21 protein-coding genes and 1 tRNA gene are annotated in these 25,791 nt (G+C 50.4%); 12 read left to right on the top strand and 10 right to left on the bottom strand.

The window, feature by feature from the left end; all coding sequences use genetic code 11:
• Positions 1-56 precede the first annotated feature (56 nt).
• Positions 57-503 carry an Hsp20/alpha crystallin family protein gene (locus BTA51_RS12340; RefSeq protein WP_094707757.1) on the top strand — a complete coding sequence of 149 codons (447 nt, stop codon included), beginning with the start codon at positions 57-59 and terminating at the stop codon, positions 501-503.
• Between the two features lie 125 nt (positions 504-628).
• On the opposite strand, the gene BTA51_RS12335 is transcribed toward BTA51_RS12340, so the two are convergent.
• The 8 genes from BTA51_RS12335 to BTA51_RS12300 all read right to left on the bottom strand — a co-directional run bounded on the left by BTA51_RS12335 (position 629) and on the right by BTA51_RS12300 (position 7,678).
• Complete coding sequence (locus BTA51_RS12335; RefSeq protein WP_094707756.1) at positions 629-937, bottom strand: PA4642 family protein; 309 nt, start codon at positions 935-937, stop codon at positions 629-631.
• Positions 938-1,102: 165 nt separating this feature from the next.
• Entirely contained in the window at positions 1,103-1,909 is an 807-nt protein-coding gene (locus BTA51_RS12330) for a flagellar motor protein MotB (RefSeq protein WP_246841022.1), read from the bottom strand.
• A 23-nt stretch (positions 1,910-1,932) separates the two neighbouring features.
• Entirely contained in the window at positions 1,933-2,727 is a 795-nt protein-coding gene (locus BTA51_RS12325; protein WP_094707754.1) for a motility protein A, read from the bottom strand.
• 133 nt (positions 2,728-2,860) lie between these two features.
• Positions 2,861-3,673, bottom strand: coding sequence for a shikimate dehydrogenase (aroE, locus tag BTA51_RS12320; protein WP_168188152.1), 813 nt, complete (start codon positions 3,671-3,673; stop codon positions 2,861-2,863).
• A 15-nt stretch (positions 3,674-3,688) separates the two neighbouring features.
• A complete protein-coding gene (gene hemF / locus BTA51_RS12315) occupies positions 3,689-4,594 on the bottom strand; it encodes an oxygen-dependent coproporphyrinogen oxidase (protein WP_094707753.1) in 906 nt (301 codons plus the stop codon).
• Positions 4,595-4,627: 33 nt separating this feature from the next.
• The gene (locus BTA51_RS12310; RefSeq protein WP_094707752.1) at positions 4,628-5,182 is read right to left on the bottom strand and encodes an L-threonylcarbamoyladenylate synthase; all 555 of its coding nucleotides are present in this window, start codon (positions 5,180-5,182) and stop codon (positions 4,628-4,630) included.
• A gap of 123 nt (positions 5,183-5,305) precedes the next feature.
• Entirely contained in the window at positions 5,306-6,541 is a 1,236-nt protein-coding gene (gene dprA, locus BTA51_RS12305; RefSeq protein ID WP_094707751.1) for a DNA-processing protein DprA, read from the bottom strand.
• A 108-nt stretch (positions 6,542-6,649) separates the two neighbouring features.
• Positions 6,650-7,678, bottom strand: coding sequence for a LysM peptidoglycan-binding domain-containing protein (locus tag BTA51_RS12300; protein WP_094707750.1), 1,029 nt, complete (start codon positions 7,676-7,678; stop codon positions 6,650-6,652).
• Between the two features lie 151 nt (positions 7,679-7,829).
• Here BTA51_RS12300 and def point away from each other — a divergent pair, with 151 nt between their 5' ends.
• From def to BTA51_RS12275, 5 genes are all read left to right on the top strand, one after another.
• Positions 7,830-8,336, top strand: a complete 507-nt coding sequence (gene def, locus BTA51_RS12295; RefSeq protein ID WP_094707749.1) for a peptide deformylase — start codon at positions 7,830-7,832, stop codon at positions 8,334-8,336.
• A 92-nt stretch (positions 8,337-8,428) separates the two neighbouring features.
• On the top strand, positions 8,429-9,403 hold the full coding sequence (fmt, locus tag BTA51_RS12290; RefSeq protein ID WP_094707815.1) for a methionyl-tRNA formyltransferase: 975 nt from the start codon (positions 8,429-8,431) through the stop codon (positions 9,401-9,403).
• 5 nt (positions 9,404-9,408) lie between these two features.
• Positions 9,409-10,737, top strand: coding sequence for a 16S rRNA (cytosine(967)-C(5))-methyltransferase RsmB (gene rsmB / locus BTA51_RS12285; protein ID WP_094707748.1), 1,329 nt, complete (start codon positions 9,409-9,411; stop codon positions 10,735-10,737).
• Positions 10,738-10,773: 36 nt separating this feature from the next.
• Entirely contained in the window at positions 10,774-12,147 is a 1,374-nt protein-coding gene (gene trkA / locus BTA51_RS12280) for a Trk system potassium transporter TrkA (protein WP_094707747.1), read from the top strand.
• A gap of 45 nt (positions 12,148-12,192) precedes the next feature.
• Positions 12,193-13,641 carry a TrkH family potassium uptake protein gene (locus BTA51_RS12275; RefSeq protein ID WP_094707746.1) on the top strand — a complete coding sequence of 483 codons (1,449 nt, stop codon included), beginning with the start codon at positions 12,193-12,195 and terminating at the stop codon, positions 13,639-13,641.
• Here the strand turns inward: BTA51_RS12275 and BTA51_RS12270 are convergent.
• Complete coding sequence (locus BTA51_RS12270; protein ID WP_094707745.1) at positions 13,606-14,562, bottom strand: alpha/beta fold hydrolase; 957 nt, start codon at positions 14,560-14,562, stop codon at positions 13,606-13,608. The two genes, BTA51_RS12275 and BTA51_RS12270, sit on opposite strands and share 36 nt — an antisense overlap.
• 391 nt (positions 14,563-14,953) lie before the next feature.
• Between BTA51_RS12270 and BTA51_RS12265 the strand changes: the two genes are divergently transcribed.
• Complete coding sequence (locus tag BTA51_RS12265) at positions 14,954-16,633, top strand: hypothetical protein (RefSeq protein WP_094707744.1); 1,680 nt, start codon at positions 14,954-14,956, stop codon at positions 16,631-16,633.
• Positions 16,634-16,684: 51 nt separating this feature from the next.
• Here the strand turns inward: BTA51_RS12265 and BTA51_RS12260 are convergent, their stop codons facing one another.
• Positions 16,685-17,581 carry a lysophospholipid acyltransferase family protein gene (locus BTA51_RS12260; RefSeq protein WP_094707743.1) on the bottom strand — a complete coding sequence of 299 codons (897 nt, stop codon included), beginning with the start codon at positions 17,579-17,581 and terminating at the stop codon, positions 16,685-16,687.
• Positions 17,582-17,868: 287 nt separating this feature from the next.
• On the opposite strand from BTA51_RS12260, the gene glyQ reads away from it, so the two are divergent.
• From glyQ to BTA51_RS12235, 5 genes are all read left to right on the top strand, one after another.
• Entirely contained in the window at positions 17,869-18,819 is a 951-nt protein-coding gene (gene glyQ, locus BTA51_RS12255) for a glycine--tRNA ligase subunit alpha (protein ID WP_094707814.1), read from the top strand.
• Positions 18,819-20,897, top strand: a complete 2,079-nt coding sequence (glyS, locus tag BTA51_RS12250) for a glycine--tRNA ligase subunit beta (protein ID WP_094707742.1) — start codon at positions 18,819-18,821, stop codon at positions 20,895-20,897. Before glyQ ends, glyS begins: the two co-directional genes overlap by 1 nt.
• Before the next feature lie 18 nt (positions 20,898-20,915).
• The gene (gene gmhB, locus BTA51_RS12245) at positions 20,916-21,464 is read left to right on the top strand and encodes a D-glycero-beta-D-manno-heptose 1,7-bisphosphate 7-phosphatase (RefSeq protein ID WP_094707741.1); all 549 of its coding nucleotides are present in this window, start codon (positions 20,916-20,918) and stop codon (positions 21,462-21,464) included.
• A gap of 59 nt (positions 21,465-21,523) precedes the next feature.
• A tRNA-Pro gene (locus tag BTA51_RS12240) sits at positions 21,524-21,600 on the top strand.
• A gap of 645 nt (positions 21,601-22,245) precedes the next feature.
• Positions 22,246-25,770, top strand: coding sequence for a mechanosensitive ion channel domain-containing protein (locus BTA51_RS12235; RefSeq protein WP_168188151.1), 3,525 nt, complete (start codon positions 22,246-22,248; stop codon positions 25,768-25,770).
• Positions 25,771-25,791: the final 21 nt, after the last annotated feature.

The raw sequence follows: 25,791 nt of genomic DNA, 5'->3' as shown, positions 1-25,791 counted from the left end.
TGTAGTTTAAATGCTTGTTTAAATAGTAATTTATCCACTCATTTGGAGGTATTTTTATGGCTATTACACGTTGGAATCCGTTCCGTGAATTTGAGGACATCCTCGACCGATACAACCGGTCAATTCAAACGGCTCCCAGAAACGGCGAAAGTAATGAGCTAATGCGGAAAGCGGACTGGGCTCCGGCTGTTGATGTCACTGAAAACAAGGAAGAGTACCTTATCAAGGCCGAACTGCCGGGTGTTAACAAAGAGGACGTCAAAGTCTCGGTGGAAGATAATATCCTGCGAATCCAGGGCGAACGCCATCTGGAAAAAGAAGACCAGGATAAAAAGCATCACCGCATTGAACGTTTTTACGGAAGCTTTGCCCGATCTTTCCAACTGCCGGAAAATGTTGATGAAGGCAACATCCGTGCAGAGTACAAAGACGGCATATTAACCTTGAGACTGGTAAAGGTCGAAAAAGCAAAACCCAAGACCATTGAGATCGATCTGCATTGACCAATACTGGCCAAGTCCATCAAAACAGAAAGGCAATATAACGCTTAGAGACTGTGTCCTGCGATGTAGGGCTGACACAGTCTCCCTGTTTTCTGCACTTGATTCTGAAATTAATCAGCAAGCGCCTAAATTTCTGAAGCCGACTTAGCTCCGGCGTCTTTGAGCAGTGCGGCATAATCCTGGCCTTTGGCATGCCCGCTTACGCGATCCAGCATGGTTTCGCCGTCCGGGCCCAGAGCATTGATATTACGTCCGGCTTCCACAAAGAACTTCACCAGTCGAGCATAGTCACCGGCCAGCATATATTCATAGGATTCGCGCAGTACGTGATAGTCAGGATCACGATTGTCGTAAGGCTTCAGGTCCAGAAAACCTTTTACCCTATCATCACTCCAGTCTTCACCAATGACTTTTGGTTGAGATGGGCCACTCATAACTTCACCTGTTCAAATATTCGAATGAAAAAAATGGCGCGGGGGCACCCTGTTAATCTGTCGGCCGCATAGTTTAGCGACTTCTACGGTATGTGCCTACAGCCAAGCCTTAATCGATCATTGGTAGCTGCTTACTCTTGAAATCACAATACCGCTGAAATCACATTACTGCTGAAAATCACAGTGGGCATTTTCAATGATGATTTCCACCCGTCGGTTCCGCGCCCTGTTTTCTTCAGAATCATTATTTACCAGGGGTCGGGTCTCAGCCATACCAACCGCTTCAACCCTCGAAGCATTCAGGCGTCCATCGAGCACCAGTTGATGGACCACGCTTACCGCTCGGGCGGCAGAAAGGTCCCAGTTGGAACGGAACCTTGCTGAATCTATCGGCTCATTGTCGGTATGACCGGTCACAATAATATCGCCCTCACAGCTGGATAACTCATCCACGACCTTCATTAGTACCGGCCGCATATATTGCTTGAGTTCGGCACTTCCAGAAGCAAAAGACGCACGCTCAGTGAACGTCAGGACAACCCCTTTATCGTCAAAGCGTATATCTACTTCGTCGTCAGCCAATTGCTGCTCCAGCCGCCCAATCAGCTTGGTTGCCAGAGCATCATTTTCAGCCAATGCCGCCTTGGCCATTATCTCCGAGCTGGCTTCCAGTGAAGGTGGGGCGACCGGTGGCACCGGGGGTAGATTTTGATCCGTCGGCGGACCATCACTTTCACCCGTCGAAGTACCTTCCGGGGCGACGATGATGATAGGAGGTAGATCCGGATCAACCTGAGAACCCGGAGCCCAGGAAACACCGAAGGCTTTGCTCATTGAGTAAGCAATCGCCCGATACTTTTCTGCGTCCAGATTGGAAAAGCTGAGCAGTAGGATAAAAAAGGTCAGTAACAGGGTCATCAGATCTGCAAAAGTAACGATCCAGGAGGGGGCTCCTGACAGACCTGGGATCATTCCCGTACTCTTGCGTGATCTTTTCATTCTTCGCGGGTAGCCGTCAGAGAAGCATGCGGAGAAGGTTCAGGCATTTCCAACAAACCCGGGATATACGAGGAAACGATGTCCTTCAACACCCTCGGATTCTGTCCGCGCAGCATACTGAGCATGCTGCTGGTTACAATCATTCTGTTGCGGAGTTCGTCCTGGGTTTTCTGCAATAGCTTGTCAGCCAGAGGCAAAGCAACCAACTGAGCGATAAACGCTCCGTAGAACGTCGTCAGCAAAGCGATTGCCATGGCAGGGCCAATGCTCGACGGTTCCTGCATGTTGTTGAGCATCTGCACCAAACCCACCAATGTGCCAAGCATCCCCAATGCCGGCGCCGCTTCACCAATACCGCGGAATACTCTTTCAGCCGTCTGCAGGCGTTCAATGGTTTGCTGGGTATCTTCCAGTAAAACTTCTTCAACGAACTCGAGATGGTGGCCATCTGCACTGAACATGACAGCTTTTCGCAGGAAGTCATGCTCGATTTCCAGATCATCAAGCCCTAGCAAACCTTGCTTCCTCACCACTTCGGCGACTTTTTTCAGTTCCAGGTAAAGAGAGACAGGGTCGTCCAGCTTGTCGGTAAATACCGTGGAAAGCGCCAAACGGATACTGCCCGCGAAGTTTTTCCAGCGAAATTTCACCAACGTAACGGCAAAAGTACCAAAGAGCACAATCATGAGCCCCGGCAGATTAAAGAAGTCCAACAGATTAGAGCCGGACGCTACTGCCCCCAGAACCACACCGATTCCAGTGAGTAATCCAACCCAGGTCATTATATCCATCACCGAACCCCATTCGGATATGACATCAGAGAAGTCGCCGCAGAATATTTATGGTTGTATATCTTCGTGCGGCTTATATAAGCATAGACAAAAGCGACTGGCTTAACGGGTTACTCTAGGGTAATCCCTAGTATTAATTTCCTGCTCTTAACCCAGCCAATACGGTATCAGTGACAGGGCGCACGCCACGCCAAATTGCGAATGCTTCTGCAGCCTGTTCCACCAGCATGCCCAGGCCATCAATACATAGAGCCGCGCCTTGCTGAGCAGCCCAGGCATTGAAAACCGTTGCCTCATTTCCATACATCATGTCATAGGTAACGGTCTCAGAGCTGATAACTTTAGGGGAAATCGGCGGTAGGTCTCCTGCCAGGCTGGCTGAAGTCCCGTTTATCACCAGATCATAACTGGTTTGTAGTCTCTCGAAACCTGAAGACTCAAGGTTCCCATAGGGCGAAAATATCTCGGCCAGAGCCTGGGCTTTTGACAGAGTCCGGTTCGCCAGTGTAATCAACGCAGGCTGTTTCTCCAGAATGGGCATCAATACTCCGCGCACCGCGCCTCCTGCTCCCAGGATTAGGATACGCTTGCCTTTCAGCTCCTGGCCGTTATTTACCACAAGGTCACGGACCAGACCGGCGCCGTCGGTATTATCGCCATGTAGCACGCCATCCTGCTGGTATAACGTATTCACAGCGCCTGCAAGTTCAGCTCTGGGAGTACGAACCTGCGCCATACTCCAGGCCTGCTCTTTGAAAGGAACAGTAACGTTGAGGCCACAACCTCCATTGGCGAAAAACCGGGTCACGGTATCGGTAAAAGCCTCCAGGGGGGATTGAATGGCTGTGTATTCCATATTCTGGGCAGTTTGACTGGCAAACAGGTTATGGATTTTAGGCGACTTGCTATGAGCGACCGGATTTCCCACTACCGCATATATATCCACGAATCAGTTCTCCATTTATACCCAGTTTCGGTCATGCAAAAAGTATTCAGTCAAACGTGCTTCCTCAGAGCCCGGCTCCGGGTTCCAGTCATACTCCCAGCGAACCAGGGGAGGCAACGACATGAGAATGGATTCGGTCCGGCCACCTGATTGCAGACCGAAGAGGGTGCCACGATCGTAGACCAGGTTAAATTCCACATATCGGCCTCGACGATACAATTGGAATTGTCGCTCCCGCTCACCATAAGGCATATCTTTTCGCCTTTCTACGATAGGAGCGTAGGCTGGTACATAACTGTCCCCAACTGACTGCATGAATGCGAAAGACTGATCAAACCCCCAGGCATTGAGATCGTCAAAAAACAGACCTCCAATACCACGGGGCTCATTTCGGTGTTTAAGATAAAAGTAGCGATCACACCATTCCTTGTATTCGGAATATACCCCTTCACCAAAGGGCTCGCAGGCAGATTTGGCCGTCTGGTGCCAGTGACGGCAATCTTCCTCATTTCCATAATAAGGGGTCAAATCGTAACCTCCGCCAAACCACCAGACCGGGTCTTCACCCGCCTTTTCTGCGATAAAGAAACGAACATTCGCATGGGAAGTCGGCACATAGGGGTTATGTGGATGGATCACCAGTGAAACGCCCATTGCCTGAAAGCTTCTTCCAGCCAGCTCAGGCCTGGCAGCTGTTGCGGAAGGGGGCAACTGGGAACCATAGACATGAGAATAGTTAACACCGGCTTTTTCGAATACCTGGCCGTCCGCCAACACTCGGGTTCTGCCACCTCCTCCCTGTTCCCTGGTCCAACTGTCTTCCTGAAATTCAGCCTGTCCGTCCAGCTCGCTGATATTTTGACAGATACTGTCCTGTAACCCCTTCAGATACGCTTCAACTTTGGCGGTGTAATCCTGCATGGGAATAGGGTTCCTCTTTGAAGTTTATGGTAGTCAGCCTCTCAGGACGCGGCCGGTCAAAGCATCCCGAATAGTGGTGGGTTGATTCAGTCCTCCCAGCATCCCGGGTAGATAGTAGTCTACCTTGTCGCCAAAGTAACACCGGCTTTTGAACAGGGTTTTGGCTGGAAACATACCAGCTGGGTTAGCGGAGGTTGAGATAACAGGATACCCCAGCTGTCGGGTCAGTTCACTGACCAAAGGGTGGTTGGTGACCCTGACCGCAATGGATCTATGGGTACCTCGGACCCAATCCGGGTAAACTCCCGGATCCGGTAGCACCCAGGTATTAGGCCCTGGCCAGCTCTGCAGGATCTCCTTCTGGCGATTTTCAGGGATCAGGGACAGCAACGGCCTAAAGACCTCAATATCCCCGGAAACCAATAGCAGGCCCTTTTGCCAAGGACGCTTTTTCAGGGCGAGGATACGCTCAACAGCCTGCTGGTTGAAAGGATCACACCCCAACCCCCAAACCGCTTCGGTAGGGTAGGCAATGACTCCGCCCCGATTGATCAATGTCCGCGCCTGCGCAATATGGATAAAGGACACCCGTCAGCCTCTCAAGTCTGTTAATAGCAGCCCGCTTCCATGTATATCGGAAGCCAAACAACCATGACGATTTCGGGCGCAAGTTAACCTATGCAGAAGGACAAGGCAAGAAAGGGAAAGCGCTCAGGCCACACGGATAAATCCGCCCCGATCACTACGGATAGACCCCTCAAGTTCCAGGACCATCAGCCTGGTTTGTACATCAGCGACGGTCAGGCCTGTTCGTTCAACGATCTGATCCGTGTGGGTCAAGTCATATCCAACAGCTTCCAATACCGGATCTTTGGACTGGGATGAGGGATTACCGGGATGAATCAGTATCAGATCCTGAGCCTCTTGCCGATCCTGATGTGAACCGCTGGTAGACTGCTTCCGGGAATTGATCACATTTTCCACCGGCGACTTCCCTACTTCCTCGGGTTGAAGACCAATCATCGCCATATTCTGTTGTTGCTGGTAAAACCGCATTAATGCGGGCAGCTCCACAAAAATATCATCGGTACTTTCCACCAGCTTTGCCCCCTGTTTAATCAGATGATGACATCCTCTCGCCTGGGGATTATGAATAGAACCGGGGATGGCAAAGACTTCCCGATGCTGTTCAAGAGCGGTTCTGGCAGTAATCAGGGAACCACTGCGCATACTCGCCTCAACGACGATAGTCCCCAATGAGAGTCCGCTGATGATTCGGTTACGACGGGGAAAGTGTTGCGCCATGGGAGGCATGGTTGGGGACAGCTCGCTGACCAGGAGACCGTTTTCTGCAATTCGGTCCGCCAGCTGTCGGTGCCTTGCGGGGTAGACAATATCGATGCCCGACCCCATCACGGCAATGGTGGATCCCAAGGTATCTACCGCTCCCTGATGGGCAGCACCATCTATTCCAGCAGCCAGTCCACTGGTAATTGTAAAGCCTCCTTCACCCAAGGAACGCGCAAATTGGCGGGCCGTATCCATTCCTTGAGCACTGGGACTTCTAGACCCCACCATGGCCAGCTGGGGTTGGTATAACAAATTTCCCTGACCTCTCAGGTAAAGAAGAGGAGGAGGATCATCCAGAAGCTTCAGTAATGCAGGATACTCCGGCTGAATGAGAGTCAATACATGATGGCCCTCCTGTTCCAGCCAACGAAGAATGTCCTCAGCTTCCGGAGAACCGGAAGAGAACCCGGTTTGATAGATAACTTTGGAAATCTGTTGACGTAAGCCACTGGGAAGTTGTGACAGGATACATTCCAACTGAGATTCTTTGACGCGGCCCTGTGCATCAAACACCGGAGCCAACTTTGCGAGACGGGAAGCCCCCAGACCAGGGAGCATGGCCAGATTCAGCCATATACTTAAAGCAGAGTTATTCATTGATCATCCTTGTTCAAATAAATCGGGGCGCTTCATGCGCCCCGTGGATATAGCTTAATGATTTTTAGCAGAAAGGCTAGTTTCCAGATTCTGGATACTATTTGGTTTCTATGGATTTCTAACCTCATCCATAATTGCCAACGGACGCTCTGCCTTCAAAATCAAGCCATAGCTGACCCTATCAAACACCCTGAATATCATCAGGATACCTGCGCGGTCAGAAGGCAGCTGCAGAATTTCCTTGGTGTATGGGTCACGAACCTGTTCACCAACTTTATACACAGCCAGGACATTACCTTCCTTCAAGCCATCTTCGACACCTTTGTTGATCACCACCACATCGTATTGACCGATTTGGCTGACACCATCCAATACCGCAATCATACGACCACGGATCTCACGGTCAGGATTACTGGGATAGTAGGTTGAGCTGATCTCACGATCCTCTTCCTGTAACAGGCGATCTCCCTGGCGAATTTCCTCTGAGGTTCTGCGAATCTGTACAGTAACCACATCTTCAGCGCCTTCAGTCACTCGGCCCAAAGCAATTGACCGGGCTTCAACTCCCAAAAACTCTTCCGTTTCTGGGTCGATGTACACCTGGCCGCGACGATAAATTCCGTAGGATTCATCCACTTTGGCTTCACCACGGGCATAAACCTGGTCACCTGCTCCTACGATCAGGTTCCCTTTTTTCCCAAGCAACACATAGGGCGCTTCCAACAGATCTTCTTCCTGAACCACACGGTTATCGGTCAGAAACGGCTGAATCGCCTCCAACGGAATGGCTGGGATGGCACTCTCAAGCGGAGTGATTCGTTTTTCGGGAGTCAGCTTAATCGTACGGCTGGCTGCACCACGCTCTGCAATCGTAACTCGGGGTTGGCCATCGATATACACCAGTGCCAGGACATCACCAGGAAAAATCAGATGAGGGTTCTCGACCTGTGGATTAACGTGCCATATTTCCGGCCAGTACCACGGGTTCTTCAAAAATCGTGACGATATATCCCAAAGTGTGTCACCCTTAACCACTGTATAACGGTCGGGGTGATCATTTCGAAGCTCGGGTGCCGCCAAAGCCAGCTGGCTAACCAACAGCACGGCACCGAACATCAAGGACAGCATTTTCCTCATGGTCTCATTCCCTTAATCTTTCCGGGCAGTTTGAGATGGGGTCGGGCTATAATGCCCATAAACCGGTTCAATTTGTACTCAGTAATACACTAATAGATAATAGTAGCAGGCCATCCCAAATCTGTAATGGAATTTTTTTCACAAAATTATTATGAGTAAGCTCCAAATTCTTGAATTTCCTGACCCTAGGTTACGAACTGTTGCAAAACCGGTCGAGGAAGTAAATGGCGACATCCGCGCATTGATCGATGATATGTTTGAAACTATGTACGATGCACCGGGCATAGGTTTAGCTGCAACACAGGTCAATGTCCACAAAAGAATCATCGTCATCGACGTGTCTGAAGACAAGTCCGAGCCATTGGTTTTCGTTAACCCGGAAGTCACTGTGCTGGATGGCGATCCAGAGGAAATGCAGGAAGGTTGCCTGTCAGTTCCAGGGTTTTATGAAACCGTTACCCGGATAGAGCATGTGCTGATTAATGCCCTTGACCGTGACGGAAAGCCCTTTGAGCTGGAAGCCAGGGGACTCTTGGCGGTATGCATTCAGCACGAGCTGGACCACTTGAACGGTAAGTTATTTGTGGATTATCTCAGTGCTGTGAAGCGGACACGTATCCGTAAAAAGCTGGAGAAACAGCAACGCATGCGTGCCTGATCTTCGGCCATTAACAACCGTAACCATGAAACCGCCAGGCTCTGGCGGTTTTTGTTTTTATGGCAGCCAGCGCCAAAGGAAATAACAATAGCATGACCTCTCCCCGAATCATATTCGCCGGTACCCCTGAGTTCGCGGCGACTGCTTTACAGGCTCTGATTGATCGGCAATTTGAAATCGTCGCAGTCTACACTCAACCTGACCGGCCCGCCGGCAGGGGACACAAGCTAACCCCCAGCCCGGTCAAGAAGCTTGCACTGACTCACCAGATTCCTGTGGAACAGCCGGTTTCGTTTAAAGACCCGGAAGATATCGCCACCCTGGCAAACTACAACGCAGATATCATGATCGTGGCCGCTTACGGCCTGATACTCCCAAAGGCAGTATTGGATATCCCTGCATTGGGTTGCCTCAATATCCATGCCTCAATTTTGCCACGCTGGCGTGGAGCGGCTCCTATCCAAAGGGCAATCCAGGCAGGTGACAAGGAAACCGGCATCACAATAATGCAAATGGAGGCCGGACTGGACACCGGCCCCATGCTGTTAAAGCTGACAACGGAGATTCAGGACTCGGATACCGGAGGAAGTCTCCACGACCGGCTGGCTGAACTTGGCGGTCAGGCGATCGTCGCCGCCATGGAAAAACTGGAAAGTCTTTCTCCTGAACCACAGGATAACTCACTGGCGACCTATGCCAGCAAATTGCATAAAAGCGAGTCAGCGATCGATTGGTCCCAGCCTGCCGATGATATAGCCCGCAATATCCGCGCGTTCAATCCTTGGCCGGGAACGCATGGTATTTGCGGTAAGGATCAGATCAAGATCTGGGAAGCCGAAGTTATCCACAACGGCCAGACCGATACCACAGGCCGTAGCCCCGGAACTATCATCCATCGGCAATCCACCGGCATTGAAGTCGCCTGTGGAAAAGGCAGCCTGATCATCCGCAAGCTTCAACTTCCCGGCGCTAAAGCACTTTCTGTGACTGATTTTGTCAATGGAAACCAGACCAAGCTGATGCCAGGCGAACAATTTGAAGCGATTGTCCAAGAGCCCAGGGACTGAACAGCGTGAATCAGCAGCATACAGCCAAAAGCAGCCGCGCAGTTGCAGTAGAAATCCTCCTGGGAACGATGGATGAAGGAAAATCCCTGACGGTATTGATGGACCAGTGGCTGGAAGCAATACCTGATAACGAAAAAGCCTTTGTCAGCGCTCTCTGCTACGGCGCCGTACGCTGGTATACACGCCTGAACGGTTGTCTGGGGCAATTGCTGAGCAAACCTCTCAAGCCCAAGGACCGGGATCTGCATATGCTATTGGTCTGTGGCTTGTATCAGCTTGGCTATATGCAGAAACCCACACATGCCGTGATCAACGAAACCGTCAATATCTGCCGCGAGCTCAATAAAGACTGGGCAACCAAGCTGGTCAACGGAGTCCTTCGTAACTATCTGCGCCGAAAACAGGAATTGTCGGACTGGGCGGACCAGCGACTGACCACTAAGTACGGCTTTCCCGGGTGGCTGGTGAAATCATTGACTCAGGCTTATCCGGACAGTGTGGATAAAGTATTGGATAGCCTTAATCAGCAGGCCCCCATGACTTTGCGGGTAAACCAGATGCAGCAAAGCCGGGAAGAGTATGCACAGCAACTTTCAGAAGGCGGTATCGCCAGCACACCCACCCAATTGGCTCCACAGGGTCTGACCCTGGCAACTCCCTGCGATGTTCATCAGCTACCTGGGTTCTTTGATTCCGGCCTCTGCTCGGTACAGGACGAAGCAGCCCAGCTGGCAGCGATCCTGCTCGATCTTAAGCCAGGGCAGCGAGTGCTGGATGCATGTAGCGCACCAGGCGGCAAGACTGCAGCCATTCTGGAACAGTGTCCTGAATTAGCCTCTGTTACTGCCGTTGATCTGGAGGCCGATCGTCAACAGCGCACCCGGGAAACGCTGTCAAGGCTGCATCTGGAAGCGAAAGTGGTCGTCGCCGACACCGGGGATTTATCTGCTTGGTGGGATAACCAGCCGTTTGACCGGATCCTGCTTGATGCACCCTGCAGTGCTACCGGTGTTATCCGGCGTCATCCGGACATCAAACACCTTCGCCGGCAGTCGGATATTGCCCAACTAAGTACCATTCAATTCCGGCTGCTGAGCACCCTGTGGAAAACTTTAGCGCCCGGGGGGCGGATACTTTACGCCACTTGTTCTATTCTTCCCCAGGAGAATACGCATATAATTGAACGATTTATACGTGAGACCCCAGATGCGCGCAGTCTTCCTCTGGTACTGGATGGGTCTCACGACGCACCTGCGGGGCAAATTCAGTTATTACCGGAGCCCCGGGGACACGATGGCTTCTTTTATGCCCTGCTGGAAAAAACGACTGGCTGATTCAAACGTAAAAGATCAGGTTCGATAGGATTTCCTATGAAAATTATTATTCTTGGTGCAGGTCAGGTGGGCGGCACATTGGCGGAAAACCTTGCCAGTGAAGCCAACGATATCACCATTGTGGACTCTGACACCGGACGCCTACGCAGCCTGCAGGACCGGTTGGATATCCGGACCGTACAGGGACAGGCATCTCATCCCAATGTGCTTAAGCAGGCCGGAGCCGACGACGCGGACATGTTGATCGCCGTCACCAACAGTGACGAAGTGAATATGATTGCCTGTCAGATTGCCTATTCACTGTTCAAAACGCCTACAAAAATCAGTCGTGTGCGTACCGCCGCTTATCTTGATCGCAAAGGATTGTTTTGTCCCGAAGCGATTCCTATTGATGTCATCATCAGCCCGGAACAAGTAGTAACTGAGCACATCGGTCGATTGATTGAGAATCCTGGAGCGCTCCAGGTACTCGACTTCTCCAAAGGACTGGTGCGCCTGGTCGGTATCAAAGCCAGCCGGGGTGGTCCGTTGATCGGTCATGAGTTGGCCTATCTCCGTGCCCATCTACCCCACATCGACACTCGCATTGCTGCCATCTATCGAAAAGACAGAGCCATCATTCCCCAGGGCGACACCATCGTCGAAGAAGGGGATGAGGTATTCTTCATTGCCGCCAAAGACCATATCCGTAAGGTAATGAGCGAACTTCAGCCTCTTGAGAAGCCTTACCGTCGTATCATGATCGCCGGCGGAGGCAACATTGGCGCACGCTTGGCAGAAATGCTGGAAAGCAACTATCAGGTCAAACTGATCGAACATAATCAGGACCGTTGTGTTCAATTGTCGGAAGAGCTGGATAAAACCATCGTCCTGCACGGTAACGCAGCCTATAAAGAGCTTCTGCTGGAAGAAAACATCGAGGATACCGATGTCTTCTGTGCTGTGACCAATGATGATGAAGCCAATATCATGGCGTCCATGCTCGCCAAACGCCTGGGTGTCCGCAAAGTAATGACTCTTATCAACAATCCGGATTATGTTGATCTTATCCAGGGTGGCGAAATTGATGTAGCTATTTCACCTCAGCAGACGACCATTGGCAGCCTGCTCACCCATATTCGCCGCGGTGATGTGGTCGCAGCCCATTCCCTGCGCAGAGGGGCGGCGGAAACCATTGAGGCAATTGCCCATGGTGATCATCGTTCCTCAAAAGTGGTGGGTAAACGTCTGGATGAGATCGCGTTACCGAGTGGATCTACCATCGGAGCCGTAGTAAGGCGTGGCGAAGTGCTGATAGCCCATGACCACCTTCGCATTCAGCCGGACGACCATGTCATTCTGTTTGTTATAGATAAGCGCCGGATCGCAGAAATAGAGCGCCTGTTCCAGGTCGGCCTGACCTTCTTCTAATTTCGAGGAACCGTATACTACGGATAAAAGAGGCCTCTCTAATTCATGCATTTTTCAGCCATCACCCGCATCCTCGGCGTATTGATGACACTGTTCAGCTTCACCATGGTTCCGCCCATGGTGGTCTCCCTCATTTATGATGATGGGCACCTGCAACCTTTTGTCACTGCGTTTGCCATTATCCTGAGCGCCGGTCTTCTGACCTGGCTGTCAGTTTTTCGTAAAGCTGCGGACCTCAGAATCAGGGACGGCTTTCTCGTCACGGTGCTGTTCTGGGTCGTTCTCTCCGCCAGCGGTGCGGTTCCCCTGTATCTGAGTCACAACCCCCATCTGGAACTGGTCGATGCGGTGTTTGAGTCCATGTCAGGGCTTACAACGACCGGAGCAACGGTCATTACCGGTATAGACACTCTTCCGAAGTCGATACTCTGGTACCGCCAACAGCTTCAATGGTTGGGAGGTATGGGGATTATCGTACTGGCAGTAGCGATACTGCCCATGCTGGGTATCGGGGGTATGCAGCTTTATCGGGCTGAAACTCCGGGCCCGGTCAAGGACAATAAGCTCACTCCCAGAATCACAGAAACCGCCAAGGCCCTGTGGTATATCTATGTCACTCTGACGGTCCTCTGTGCCTTACTCTATTGGCTGGCCGGCATGGATGCATTTGATGCCATCAGCCACAGCTTTGCCACAGTCGCGATCGGAGGGTTTTCCACCCACGATGCGTCCATTGGCTACTTCAACAACCCCATGATTGAGATCATCTGTATTATCTTCATGGTCATCAGCGGGGTTAACTTCGCCCTGCATTTCTTTGCCTGGCGACAGCGCTCTTTTTGGGTGTATTTCAAGGATTCCGAGTTTCGCTTCTACGCTTTAATTCTTGCGTCAGTGTCCCTTCTGACAGCTTTGGTACTGATGTTCAGTAATACCTACGACCCACTTAATGCCGTATTAAGGGGGGTATTCGAAGTCGTCAGCGTGGCCACAACCACTGGCTTTGCGACAGCCGATTTCGCCAGTTGGCCTCATCTGCTGCCATTTCTGCTATTCGTGATTGCCTTCGTAGGGGGATGTGCCGGCTCAACAGGTGGTGGTATGAAAGTCATCCGAATGCTGCTGATCTATAAACAGGGCATAAGGGAAGTGAAGCGGATTATCCATCCCAGCGCCGTCATTCAGGTAAAGCTCGGCAAGAAACCTGTACCAGACCGGGTACTGGAAGCGGTTTGGGGCTTCTTTTCCGTCTACATGTTCATGTTTGTCTTCATGCTGATGGCATTGCTTGCCACAGGTCTGGATCAGGTGACCGCCTGGTCAGCTGTTGGTGCCTGCATTAACAATCTGGGGCCGGGACTGGGCTCGGTGACCTATCACTACGGTGACTTGAATGATGCCGCCAAGTGGATATTGTCATTCGCCATGTTGATGGGTCGGCTGGAGGTATTTACCTTGCTAATCCTGTTCACTCCCATGTTCTGGAGACGTTAAGCCTTTTACGGCCGACATCAGAGACTCCATAAAACGCTGTTGGAAACTGTGACGTAGCGGAAACATGTGACCTTCCTGTTCCAACAGTTGCAAGTCCACCAGGGGCATTTGTTCCGCGAGATGAGCACCAAACTGCCAGGGGACAAAGCGGTCCTCAAGTCCTTGATAGACATGGACGGGCATGCGGACGTCTTTCAGGCAAAAACCCCAATCCTTGTATTGCAACAACAGATCCTGCACGACGCCGTTCGTCCCCTGAGAGAATGCCGTGTCCTGGCTTGCCAGAAACCGGTCAAGGACATCCGGCTGGCGTAATAAGGCTTTATCCTCTTGAGTGCTGGAACTCTCCACAAATTTCAAATAGATCTTGGGCAAGTGCTGTTCCGCCAGACGGATCATATTCATCAACGAGCGAAAAAGGAGAGGGCTGACGTCTGCTATTCTTGGGCCGCGCTGCTCCAACGACCAGAGCAGGTCCTTTGCGTTGGCCATTTCAGCAAAGTTGGTATAACCGGCCAATGCTCCCACATAGGATAGTTTTTCAGGAAACGTGTATGCACACGCAAGAGTATGAGGGACTCCGCTAGACCAGCCGACCACAGCAAACTGACTTATACACAGCTCCTGAGCCAACCGTGACACATCTCTGGGATAGTCCAGAAGGGAATAGTGAGGAACCATGGACGAATCGCCAATGCCCGGCCTGTCCATGACAATCCAGCGCAGATGGTAGTGTTTAGCGAAATCATGAAACATTGCCCCTTCCATACTGGAACCTGGCGTTCCATGGGCATAGAAAACCGGATAGCCCTTCGTATCGCCCCATTCGCGATAACTCAGCAGACGCTCGGCATCGATTTCGAGATACCGGTTTAGTCCAGCTCCATCAATGGAACGTTCCGTGGATCTTATGACTGCCATAACTTGTCACTCGGCCTGTTTATGTTCCTTTTCGAAGACGTGAGCACTCGCCAACTACTCTATTTTAGTGGAAAACCATAACACCGGAGATTGTGATTTGTTTCACAAAAATATAGCAGTCAAAAGAGGAATGTCTAACAATCCATAAATAGGTACATTAGACGTAAACTGTTCCGGTTCAGACACTTAGGAATATATTTTATTTCCCTGCCCCCAATAATCTTCAGAGAAATTCGCGCTAGTTCAAATACTGGCCAATGGAATTCCTGTAAATTAGTGTGTCAGATTGTATGTTTTGTAATTAACAGCTTTCGGATATCAACCGCTTAATTTCCACATATTCCAATTTGAAATGCTGGGAAATTTGTATTTAAGAACTTGTAGGTCATTTATGGATTTAAACTGGCGTGCTGTGGTGCTGTTACTGATTCTTGCACCTTTGTTCAGCGGATGTGAACAGCTGGGTCTCGAAGACGATGATGAACCCAAGCGTACAAAGACAGACACTGTGGATACTCCTCCTGTGGTAGTTACCGAGCCCCAGGTATCCTTTCCGTTTATACGCTACCTGTATTTCAAGGAAGTGGAGGATACCGGTAGCAGCGATCCGGAAGGGTTTGTTTACAGCTACGACATCAACGCCAACAGTGTCGTACGACAGAGCAGCGGTCAGACTGCCCGGGCTTTCTCCACAGATATTCCGCTTGGAAAAGGACGCTTTACTCAAAGTTATGTGGTGATCGAGGAAAACGGAAATTATTTTCGCGGTGAGCCGGACCAACAAAGCCTGATTCAGATGGGTACGTTATCCAACGGCCTCAAAGAACGTTGTAACTATCAATTCATGGCCAATGGACTGGGCAGCGAGAATTTTATGTTTCTGCTCAGAGCTGCTGGTACTGATAGCGTCTGTAATTCTGTGGATGATGTGAAACAACAGATCAGTCTGGGCTCCGGTGCATCAGACTCTCCGACCAACATCAACTCCACGCTCTTTTCTTCCCTGCCGCTTCAGGATGAAGGTTATGAAATTCTCGGGTATGTTCATCCCTCAGGCTCAGATAGTGTACAGATTGTGGATCCCGAGCTTAATCCGGAACGGACACTGAGCGGACTGACCAGTAATGATTTCAGCGTCAGCCGGTTGACCTCTGAGGGCAGCCTGTTACTGAATGCCAGTGGCGAACTGTATCTAAATACTGCAGAAGAGCTGGTCGACAGCGTTGGTACGCTCTTGACCACATTGACCACAATTGACCAGACATCCCTGACTAGCCGGGACTGGGAAGTGGATGCGGACAATCTGTATCTCAACGATTCTGGAACGCTTCGCAAGATAGACCTGGAGACCGGCGGGAATACTCCCATCAACGTCAGCGGCAGTACCATCGACGGCCGCTTAGCACAAATCACTGATTACCTGGTCGTGCACGCCGACGACAATACTCTCTATCGAGTGGAAAAAGTGGGAGGCACAGCCCTTTCAATTGCTACCAACACTTTGACCGAGATAATAACCAGCGGAAACCTGGTGTATTTCAATACCGATGCAGACAGTGCTTTCATCGCCGACCTGACTCATTCCGCACTGGATTGTGCCACAGCGACAGACTGTAACAGTGGTGATGCAGATAACTGCTCAATAGATGATGCTGCATCTGGCTGCATTCAATTTACCAATGCTCAATGGATTTACATGCGGGAAAACCTGGATCGGGGAGTGGAATATTATCCGATTCTGGTCCAGAGCGATGGCGCCATTAGTGTGACTGGCGATGGCAATTATTTTAATCGGCCGATGTTTCACGGCTACGATGCGACTACCGGTTTGCGCCTTGTCACCCTAGGATCGCTGGGAGGTCTGACAAGAATTTCCGGTATTGGCGTATCCGAGCAGGGATATGGGCTTTTGGCACTGGAGCTGGATCCGACCAATAACGCAGATCCTGACGGCGAGGGAATGAACAGCGACATCTATTTCCTGAATACCCGCCGTTCCAACTCCCTGAAGAATATTTCAACTTCAGGGACCACCAACGAGGTGTTGATTACCACCTCCGAGTTGGACTGAATTTCTCTTCCATCTCTATCCCGCAAAACGGACGCTGGTCATTAACAGAAATCAGTCATAAAAGCCGCGCTGCCCTTCGGGGCGGCGTTTAAAGCGCTTATATTCCCACTGATATTGTTCGGGGAAACGATTCACCATATTTTCCACCGTCCGGTTCAAGGCCGTCACAGAGGTTAACAGTTCTTCCTCGTATATAGCGGGATCCGCTTCCTGGACGACTAGCCGAAATCCCTGGGAATCGGGCAATCGTTCCGCGCACACACATAGAACCCGCGCCTCGGTACGCTCCACGAGTTTTGATACCAGTTTGATCGTGTTGGTCTGGATGCCATAAAAGGGAGCAAACTCACCACCGGATCGATCCGGGTCCTGATCCGGCAGAATTCCGATCACCCCTCCGTCCCGCAAAATATGAAACAGGCGCATGACGCCCCGTTTGTTGGCTGGTACCAACTCAGAACCATTACGTTCTCTCACATGCCGCATATAGCCGTCGAGTTCTTCAATTTTGGGCGGTTGGTACAATGCAGCCATCTTATAGCGTGCAGCAAAAAATAATCCGGCAACTTCCCAATTACCTAAATGAGGTGCCAGAAGAACCAGCCCCTTACCGGCGGCTTCAGCCGATTTAATCAGCTCTTCGCCTTCCACCTCTTTTACCAGAGACAGAACCTTTTCCGCCGGCCACTCCCAGACAGCACCTATTTCAGCAGCTACCATACCGGTATGCAGCAGACTCGACTTTGCCAGTTGATTTTTTTCCCGGGTTTGAAGATGGGGGAAACATAGTTCCAGGTTGGTCAGCGTTACCCGTGCAGGACCACTCTGAGACCACCACAAAAGATAACCAATGCAACGCCCCAGTCGCTGGGCGGCAGGGAGAGAAAGTTTTGATAAAAGCCTGATAGCACGCTGTATCCAGAGAGCCTTACTTGCTGAACTGCTCAATCGATTTCCTTCATTAAATTATAAAAATTTCCGCGTATCACAATGAAAATTGCCCTGTCACTCCCATGATTCTGCAATAAAAAGCGGGAAAATATGGAAGCCGACACACTCGGCTCTGTAATAAGTGGCCGCAAGTTGTATAATTTGGCGCTTTATTCTACAGCCCAGGCTGGAACCTGTTAACCTAAATGGTCCTGTAACCCGTCCAAGGTCTCAGATTCCCAATAAAACAAAAGGGAGTCCTTTTGTTCCAGCCCGGTATATTGATTAACCAAGTGGTGTTTAACGTGACAGAAATAAGTAAACCCGATGTCAAAACCTTTCAGGGATTGATCACTGTTTTGCAAAATTACTGGGCGCAGCAGGGCTGTGTCATTTTGCAACCGCTTGATATGGAAGTGGGGGCGGGGACTTTTCACCCGGCCACTTTTATTCGCTCTATCGGGCCGGAAAACTGGAACGCCGCCTACGTTCAACCCAGCCGCCGTCCAACCGACGGTCGCTATGGGGAAAACCCCAACCGACTGCAGCACTACTACCAGTATCAGGTCGTCATGAAGCCGTCTCCTGCCAATTTCCAGGAACTCTACCTGGGATCATTGCGTGAGATAGGCATAGACACCAATGTACATGACATCCGCTTTGTAGAAGACAACTGGGAGTCCCCCACGTTGGGCGCCTGGGGTCTGGGCTGGGAAATATGGCTGAATGGTATGGAAGTCACCCAGTTCACCTACTTCCAGCAAGCAGGTGGTTTGGAGTGTTATCCCGTCACCGGCGAAATTACCTATGGTCTGGAACGTATCGCCATGTATCTGCAGGAAGTGGACAGTGTCTACGATCTGGTCTGGACAAACGGTCCCCAAGGCCCGGTCCTGTATGGTGACGTATTCCACCAAAACGAAGTGGAGCAATCCACGTATAACTTTGAAGAGGCAGACACCGAGTCCCTGTTCAAGCATTTCGATTATTACGAGAGAGAAAGTGCCCGTCTGGTAGAAAAAGGCCTCCCTCTGCCAGCTTACGAAATGACCTTGAAAGCCTCACACACCTTTAATTTGTTGGACGCTCGTCATGCCATCTCCGTCACGGAGAGACAGCGCTATATCCTGCGTGTACGCACCCTGGCCCGTGAAGTGGCCAAAGCGTATTTCGATAAGCGCAAAGCGCTCGGCTTCCCTTTGGCTGATGCCTCGATCCGGGAAGAAGTATTGGCCAGCGAAGCGGAGAAGAAATAATGAGCACCCAGGATTTTCTTGTAGAACTCGGTACTGAAGAGTTACCACCTAAAGCCCTTAAGCAATTGTCCGACGCTTTCACCCAGGGTATCGTCGATCGCCTTGGCAAAGCCAATCTGGAATTTGGTGAAGTTAAAGGTTATGCCGCACCACGCCGTCTGGCGGTATACATCCAGGCATTGGCAACCCAGCAGCCGGATCAGAGTATCGAGCGTCGCGGACCTGCAATCCAAGCAGCTTATGATGCAGCAGGTAATCCAACCAAAGCGCTGGAAGGCTTTGCCCGTTCCTGCGGTGCAACCGTGGATCAACTGGAAAAGCTCGAAACTGACAAAGGTACCTGGGTTGTATATAAAAGCGTACAACCAGGCACTCCCACCAAAGACCTGCTACCGGAGTTTGTGGAAGAATCCCTGGCGGCACTACCTATTCCCAAGCGCATGCGCTGGGGAGCTTCGCGGGTGGAGTTTGTGCGGCCAGTACACTGGTTGCTGATGTTGCTGGGTGACGAAGTGGTGGATGCTGAGATACTCGGCCTCAAGTCCGGAGATACCACCCAGGGTCACCGTTTTCATTACCCACACAAAATTACAATCCACACTCCGTCTGAGTATCAGTCAAAACTGGAATCGGCCGGTTACGTGTTGGCAGACTACGAACTGCGAAAGGAAAAAATTCGTCAGCAGATCATTGAAGCAGCCTCCAAAACCAATGGTCAGGCAGTGATTGATGAAGACCTGCTGGATGAAGTGGCCAGCTTGAATGAATGGCCGGTAGCATTGACCGGGCGTTTTGAAGAGCGTTTCCTGCAAGTGCCTGCAGAAGCCTTGATATCCACCATGAAAGGGAATCAGAAGTATTTCCACATTGTGGATAACGACGACAAAATGCTGCCTTACTTCATTACCATTGCCAACCTGGAAAGCAAAGAGCCGCAGCAGGTTATAGAAGGCAACGAAAAAGTCATTCGCCCACGTCTGGCCGATGCAGCCTTTTTCTATGAAACAGATCAAAAGCAAAGCCTGGCCGATCGTCTGCCAAGCCTGAAGCCTGTGGTATTCCAGCAACAGCTGGGTAGCCTGTTTGACAAATCCCAACGGGTTTCTCAACTGGCAGCCAAAATTGCAGAAAAGATCGGTGGTAACAGCGAATGGGCCAAACGTGCCGGTGAGCTGTGTAAAACAGACCTAATGACCGAAATGGTCATGGAATTCCCTGAACTGCAGGGCATTATGGGCCGTTACTACGCCAAACTGGATAACGAAGCGGATGAAGTTGCTGTCTCCATGGAGGAGCAGTACTTCCCGCGTTTCGCCGGTGATGTATTGCCTTCAACCCTGACCGGTTGTGCCGTTTCCATTGCTGACAAGCTGGACACTCTTGTAGGTATCTTCGGAATCAACCAACCACCTACAGGTACAAAGGATCCATTTGGTCTGCGTCGTGCTGCTTTAGGTATGCTGCGCATCATGGTTGAGAAGGGGCTCGATCTGGACTTGGCGGAATGCGTTTCCTGGGCTCAGGAGCTGCATGGGGATCTACCTGCGGAAGATTTGCAAAGCACCGTTGTGGACTATGTGCTGGAACGTTTCCGCGCCTGGTACGAAGAAGAAGGGATGGCTGCAGAAGTCTTCCTTAGCGTCATCGCACGCCGTCCAACCAAACCATTGGAGTTCAACCAGCGTGTTCAGGCAGTTGCCGCGTTTGCCCAGCTGGAAGCCGCCCAGGCTTTGGCAGCTGCGAACAAACGGGTTTCAAATATTCTGAGTAAGGAAAGTATTACCGACTCAAATACATTGAATACCGGTTTGTTTCAGGAAGCAGCTGAAAACGCTCTGTATGAGACTCTACAGGCTAAAGCTGAAGCGATCAGACCTTCTCTGGAGGCACGTGATTTCACCTCTGCACTGACTGAATTGGCGCAGCTGAAGGAACCTGTGGATAACTTCTTTGATCAAGTCATGGTCATGGCGGATGATGAAGCGATTCGCAACAATCGGATAGCACTGCTCTCCAATTTGCGCGATACATTCCTGCAGATTGCGGATATTTCATTACTGCAGACTAAAGCATCCTAGTTTGAGGTGACTTGAATCGTGAACAGACTGGTCATTCTTGACCGGGATGGGGTGGTTAACCAGGACTCAGATGCGTATGTGAAGTCCCTGGATGAATGGCACCCCATTCCAGGAAGTATTGAAGCCATTGCCCGCCTGACCCAGGCGGGATTCCTGGTAGCCGTTGCCACCAATCAGAGTGGTATTGCCAGGGGATATTTCACCGAACAGACCCTTCACGAAATGAATAACAGGATGCTGGACCTCGTCACCGCCGCCGGCGGTCGCATCAATGCGATCGCCTATTGTCCCCATGGACCGGAAGACAATTGCAGCTGCCGTAAACCTGCACCCGGCCTTATCTTTCAAATCGAGAAAATGTTGGATCACAAAGCCCAGGGGGCCTACTTTGTTGGGGATAGTCTGCGCGATCTGGAAGCCGCCAGAGACGCCGGATGTCATCCGGTATTGGTAACCTCGGGTAAAGGACAGAAAACCCTGGCAAAGCTTCCAGAGACGGAATTTGCAGATATCCCAGTGTTTGCAGACTTGGCCGCTTTTACTGAAGATCTGTTACGTAACTCCTAGCCTCCAGACAAAGGTTGCAGAGCCGGATCATCCTTGATTATGATTGATGGCTCTTGCATCGGCGTGTAGCGCAGCCTGGTAGCGCACTTCGTTCGGGACGAAGGGGTCGGAGGTTCGAATCCTCTCACGCCGACCAAAAAAATCAATGATAGCCTTGAGCTTCGGGGTCGGAGACCAGGCTGGCCGCGTTCAAATCCTCTCACGCCGACCACCTCATGATCGCTTTACAATCAGGGTCGGATCCGTTGCACGGCGCGTATCGAATCCTCTCACGCCGACCAAAAAAATCAATGATAGCCTTGAGCTTCGGGGTCGGAGACCAGGCTGGCCGCGTTCAAATCCTCTCACGCCGACCACCTCATGATCGCTTTACAATCAGGGTCGGATCCGTTGCACGGCGCGTATCGAATCCTCTCACGCCGACCAGAAAATTCCTTACACTAGCTTTCAACTTCGGGGTCGGAGACCAGGCTGGCCACGTTCAAATCCTCTCACGGTGACCATCATCTGTGTTCCTGCGGTCATCCACATAAAGCTACTATCAAAGTTATCCACATTATCAAAACAGTCACCGCGAACTTGGGCTGTCAGACTCATCGTTACATAGTCTATTTATCCACAGCTGTGAGAGCTGAGCCTGTCTACAACTTATAGAAAGTTTCATCCTCACATTAGTGGTTCATGAAACCGGAGCTTTATTGCTTGCCTCAAAACACAAGCTATACGGACTATATGCGTATACGCATTTCGCTCTACTGCAATTAATATGGATTCGTCTAAGATGACGACAGTAATTCAGTTTAAAGATCTTTCAATTAATTCAGGGTCGGGTTTCATGCCGCAGTGGGCTGCCATTAAAAAGTTCTACTCTCTTCACCGCGATGACAAGGTTCGCTCAGTCAATGGTGCTGAACGAAAGAACACTTCAAAAGTTCTGTTGTCACTACTAGTGCTTTTTATGTTCTCACAGAGCATCCTTGCTACTCCTACAATCGAGCAGGTGGACAGCCAGATTGAACAGGTGGGCCAAAACCCACAGATCAATGCCGACTCTAAAAAGCCGCTGACTGAGCTATTGCAAAATACTCGCAGCTTTCTTATCAAGGCAGAAGAGAACAGGCAAGCAGCTCAAAGGTTTAGCGCTGCCACCAGCACCCAACCCAACCTTACCAGGGAATTACAAAGCCAGATCAAGAAACTGGAGCGAAATCCTGCCAGTCTGGATGGCGGCGCGATCGAGAAGCTTCCACTGGAAACCATCGAACAACAACTGCTGACAGAGGAAGCTAATCAGAACAGTTTGTCATCTGAAGTCAGTGATATAGAACATCAGTTGGCAAATATTCAGGATCGACCTCAGGCGATTCTGAGAACCCTGGGAGAGCTTTCTTCTCGACAGGATAAAATTGAGTCGGCGCTCGTGACTGCAACCGAACCGGATGGTTCCAATATTGATGCCCAGATTCATTATTGGCTTCTACAAGCAGAAAACAAATCTCTTACTGAACAACAAAAAGCGCTGGAACAGGAATTGCTCAGCCATCAATCCCGGCTGGAATATCTGAAGACCAAACTGTCTCTGCTGGAGCTACAGCTTCGCAGATCCACCCAGATGACTCAGATGCTGCAGGAATCAGCCGCTTCCCGTCGACTACAAAGTGCCGAGCAGGTCCAGGAGAATGTGGCAAGGCAAGAGCAGGAACTGAAGGATAAGCATCCTTTGGTCCAGCAACTAGCATCCAGAAACACGGAGCTCAGCCAGTATATTGCTGTCGCCAGTCGCAAGCTGAAACAGGTTCAGTCATCGGTTAACGATGCCAACCGTGATGCTTTGGATCTGGCGGAACAATTTCGAAGTACACAACAAAAAATTGAAATCGCCGGGCTCAGTCAGGCTCTGGGTCAGGTGCTTCTGGAGGAGAAGCGTAAGCTACCCAATACTAACAGCCTTCGGGCAAATAGTTTGGCCACCAGGGATATTATTGCTGAGGCTGGACTTCACCAGATACAACACGAAGACGAGCGGCGCAAGTTACGCAATATGGAAGCCTTTGTGTCAGATCTTCTCAAAAATACACCTGAGGAGGTTGGCAGGACCATCAAACCAGAGCTGTTTGATCTTGCCGAGCAGAGGAGGGAACTTCTGGTCCAGGCCATAGAAATTGATCAAAGCTATGTACGATCCCTGGGCGAGTTGGATTTTACCTTACGTCAGTATATTCAGAAGATTGATAGCTTTAACGAGTTCCTGACTGAACGACTGCTGTGGATAAGAAGTTCTTCACCGGTGAACCTTAACATGTTGAGAGCCAGTGGCTTGCAGTTCGTTGATCTCTTAACAAGTACACAACTGTCTTTGCTGAGCAGCAACCTTCTGCTCGTAGCGCAGAAAAATCCCCTTTCCGGTTTTTTCGTTCTAGCAATATTACCAATTATCTTTAAACGCTCCTTCTTAAAGCGAGAGCTGGCCCGCCTGGGAGAACCTCTAAAAAGACTTACTACCGATAAGTTTCAGTACACCATCAATGCGCTGTTGCTCACGTTGGTCTATGCGGCATCGTGGCCGGTAATTTTGTACGTTATCGGAAGAGCGATTATTCATACACCTGAGATATCAGCTTTAGTGACCTCACTGGGACAAGCATTGATTTCACTCTCAGCAATACTTTTCAGCTTTACGTTTCTCAGAAAGTTCTGCCTGGCCGACGGTCTTGGAATATTGCATTTCAAATGGCCCAAAGACAGTGTTACCAATTTGTACCGTGACCTGGGTCGGTATCAACGTTATTTTATCCCCAGTTTATTTATCAGTTTTCTGTTTAATAGCTACAGTTTCGATAACAAGGCTGGGGCCCTACCTCATCTGGCTTTGGTGTTGACCGTACTATTCTTTAGCTACTGTACATTCAAGTTGGTAAAGAACCCCAACGGTGCATTAAGAATCTACGAGAATCGAGCCTTTAAAGTAGCGACCCCCTTATTCAAAAGAATGCTGGTTACTGTGGCCATTACATTGCCATGTATTCTTTCTATCGTCGCATTGTCAGGCTATCTATACACAGCAGGAACTTTGAGCCTGCATCTTCTCAACTCGATAGTGCTGCTGGTTACCCTGTTTCTGGTACATCAGCTTGTGGTCCGATGGTTAGTTCTAACACAGCGCAAAATAGCCTATCGAAACGCCGTTGAGAGGCGAAATCAGGCCAGACAGAAGAAAGCGGAGGAAAGCCAGGGCCAAACAACTTCCGCCAGTGAGATAGCGTCTGAGGTGGTAATAGAGGAACCCGTCGTAGACCTGGATGCCCTCAGCAAGGGAAGCCGCGAATTATTGAATACGGTGTTGGTGGTTCTGGGTGCGGTGGGTCTGTGGCTGATCTGGACTGAAGTCCTTCCTGCCTTCGGAATTCTGGAGGACATATCCGTTTGGACATACACAGATTCCATTGCCGGCAAAGAGCAACAGGTTCCAGTGACCTTGTTTGATCTTTGTGTGGCCATTACCGTCTTGATACTAACTATACTCGCCGCCAAGCGGGTCCCAGCGCTTTTGGAATTTATTCTTCTACAACGTATTCAACTGGCGGCAGGCAGTCTTTACGCCATGCGAACTCTTTCGGGATACGTCATCGTGGCAACGGGTATTCTCACTTCCTTGAGCACGATAGGCGCTAGCTGGTCTCAGATACAATGGCTGGCAGCTGCACTCGGTGTTGGTATCGGTTTCGGTCTGCAGGAAATCGTTGCGAACTTCATAAGCGGTTTAATCATCTTGTTTGAACGACCCATACGAGTAGGGGACGTTGTTACTGTAGGAGATACCGACGGTGTTGTTACGAAGATTAAGATTCGCGCAACAACCATTAGGAACTGGGACCAAAAAGAGCTGCTTGTACCTAATAAGGAGTTTATTACCAATCGACTCCTTAACTGGACTCTTTCGGATCAAACCACCCGCTTACTTATTCCCATCGGTATCGCGTATGGTTCGGATGCAAGACTGGCGATGCAACTCATAGAAGAATCAGCACGCAATAACCCCAACGTGCTTTCAGATCCAGCACCCATTGTGTCTTTTGAGAGTTTTGGGGATAACGCACTGATCATCTACCTACGGGCATATATAAGCGGCCTTGACGTCCGCTTACCCACATTAACTGACCTTCACCTGGATATTTATGATAAGTTGAATGGCGCAGGAATTGTAATTGCGTTTCCGCAGCGGGATATTCATCTGGATACCCAGTCACCGTTGGAAATACGAGTGGTTGATCAAACCAGACCAAAGCCGGACTCATCGGCAACCTAACTTACGAAGTTAGGGACTTGG

The sequence above is a fragment of the Hahella sp. CCB-MM4 genome (assembly GCF_002260525.1).
Lineage (GTDB): Bacteria > Pseudomonadota > Gammaproteobacteria > Pseudomonadales > Oleiphilaceae > Hahella.
This window is presented reverse-complemented; position numbering and strand designations above follow the sequence as displayed.

Bases quoted from the DNA above. Each gene is read 5' to 3' on its own strand.
- BTA51_RS12335 (WP_094707756.1), bottom strand. From the start codon at position 937: ATGAGTGGCCCATCTCAACCAAAAGTCATTGGTGAAGACTGGAGTGAT.
- BTA51_RS12265 (WP_094707744.1), top strand. From the start codon at position 14,954: ATGGATTTAAACTGGCGTGCTGTGGTGCTGTTACTGATTCTTGCACCT.
- dprA (WP_094707751.1), bottom strand. From the start codon at position 6,541: ATGAATAACTCTGCTTTAAGTATATGGCTGAATCTGGCCATGCTCCCT.
- BTA51_RS12235 (WP_168188151.1), top strand. From the start codon at position 22,246: ATGACGACAGTAATTCAGTTTAAAGATCTTTCAATTAATTCAGGGTCG.
- fmt (WP_094707815.1), top strand. From the start codon at position 8,429: ATGACCTCTCCCCGAATCATATTCGCCGGTACCCCTGAGTTCGCGGCG.
- BTA51_RS12300 (WP_094707750.1), bottom strand. From the start codon at position 7,678: ATGAGGAAAATGCTGTCCTTGATGTTCGGTGCCGTGCTGTTGGTTAGC.
- def (WP_094707749.1), top strand. From the start codon at position 7,830: ATGAGTAAGCTCCAAATTCTTGAATTTCCTGACCCTAGGTTACGAACT.
- BTA51_RS12325 (WP_094707754.1), bottom strand. From the start codon at position 2,727: ATGGATATAATGACCTGGGTTGGATTACTCACTGGAATCGGTGTGGTT.
- BTA51_RS12275 (WP_094707746.1), top strand. From the start codon at position 12,193: ATGCATTTTTCAGCCATCACCCGCATCCTCGGCGTATTGATGACACTG.
- glyS (WP_094707742.1), top strand. From the start codon at position 18,819: ATGAGCACCCAGGATTTTCTTGTAGAACTCGGTACTGAAGAGTTACCA.
- BTA51_RS12270 (WP_094707745.1), bottom strand. From the start codon at position 14,562: ATGGCAGTCATAAGATCCACGGAACGTTCCATTGATGGAGCTGGACTA.
- BTA51_RS12340 (WP_094707757.1), top strand. From the start codon at position 57: ATGGCTATTACACGTTGGAATCCGTTCCGTGAATTTGAGGACATCCTC.
- BTA51_RS12330 (WP_246841022.1), bottom strand. From the start codon at position 1,909: ATGATCCCAGGTCTGTCAGGAGCCCCCTCCTGGATCGTTACTTTTGCA.
- trkA (WP_094707747.1), top strand. From the start codon at position 10,774: ATGAAAATTATTATTCTTGGTGCAGGTCAGGTGGGCGGCACATTGGCG.
- hemF (WP_094707753.1), bottom strand. From the start codon at position 4,594: ATGCAGGATTACACCGCCAAAGTTGAAGCGTATCTGAAGGGGTTACAG.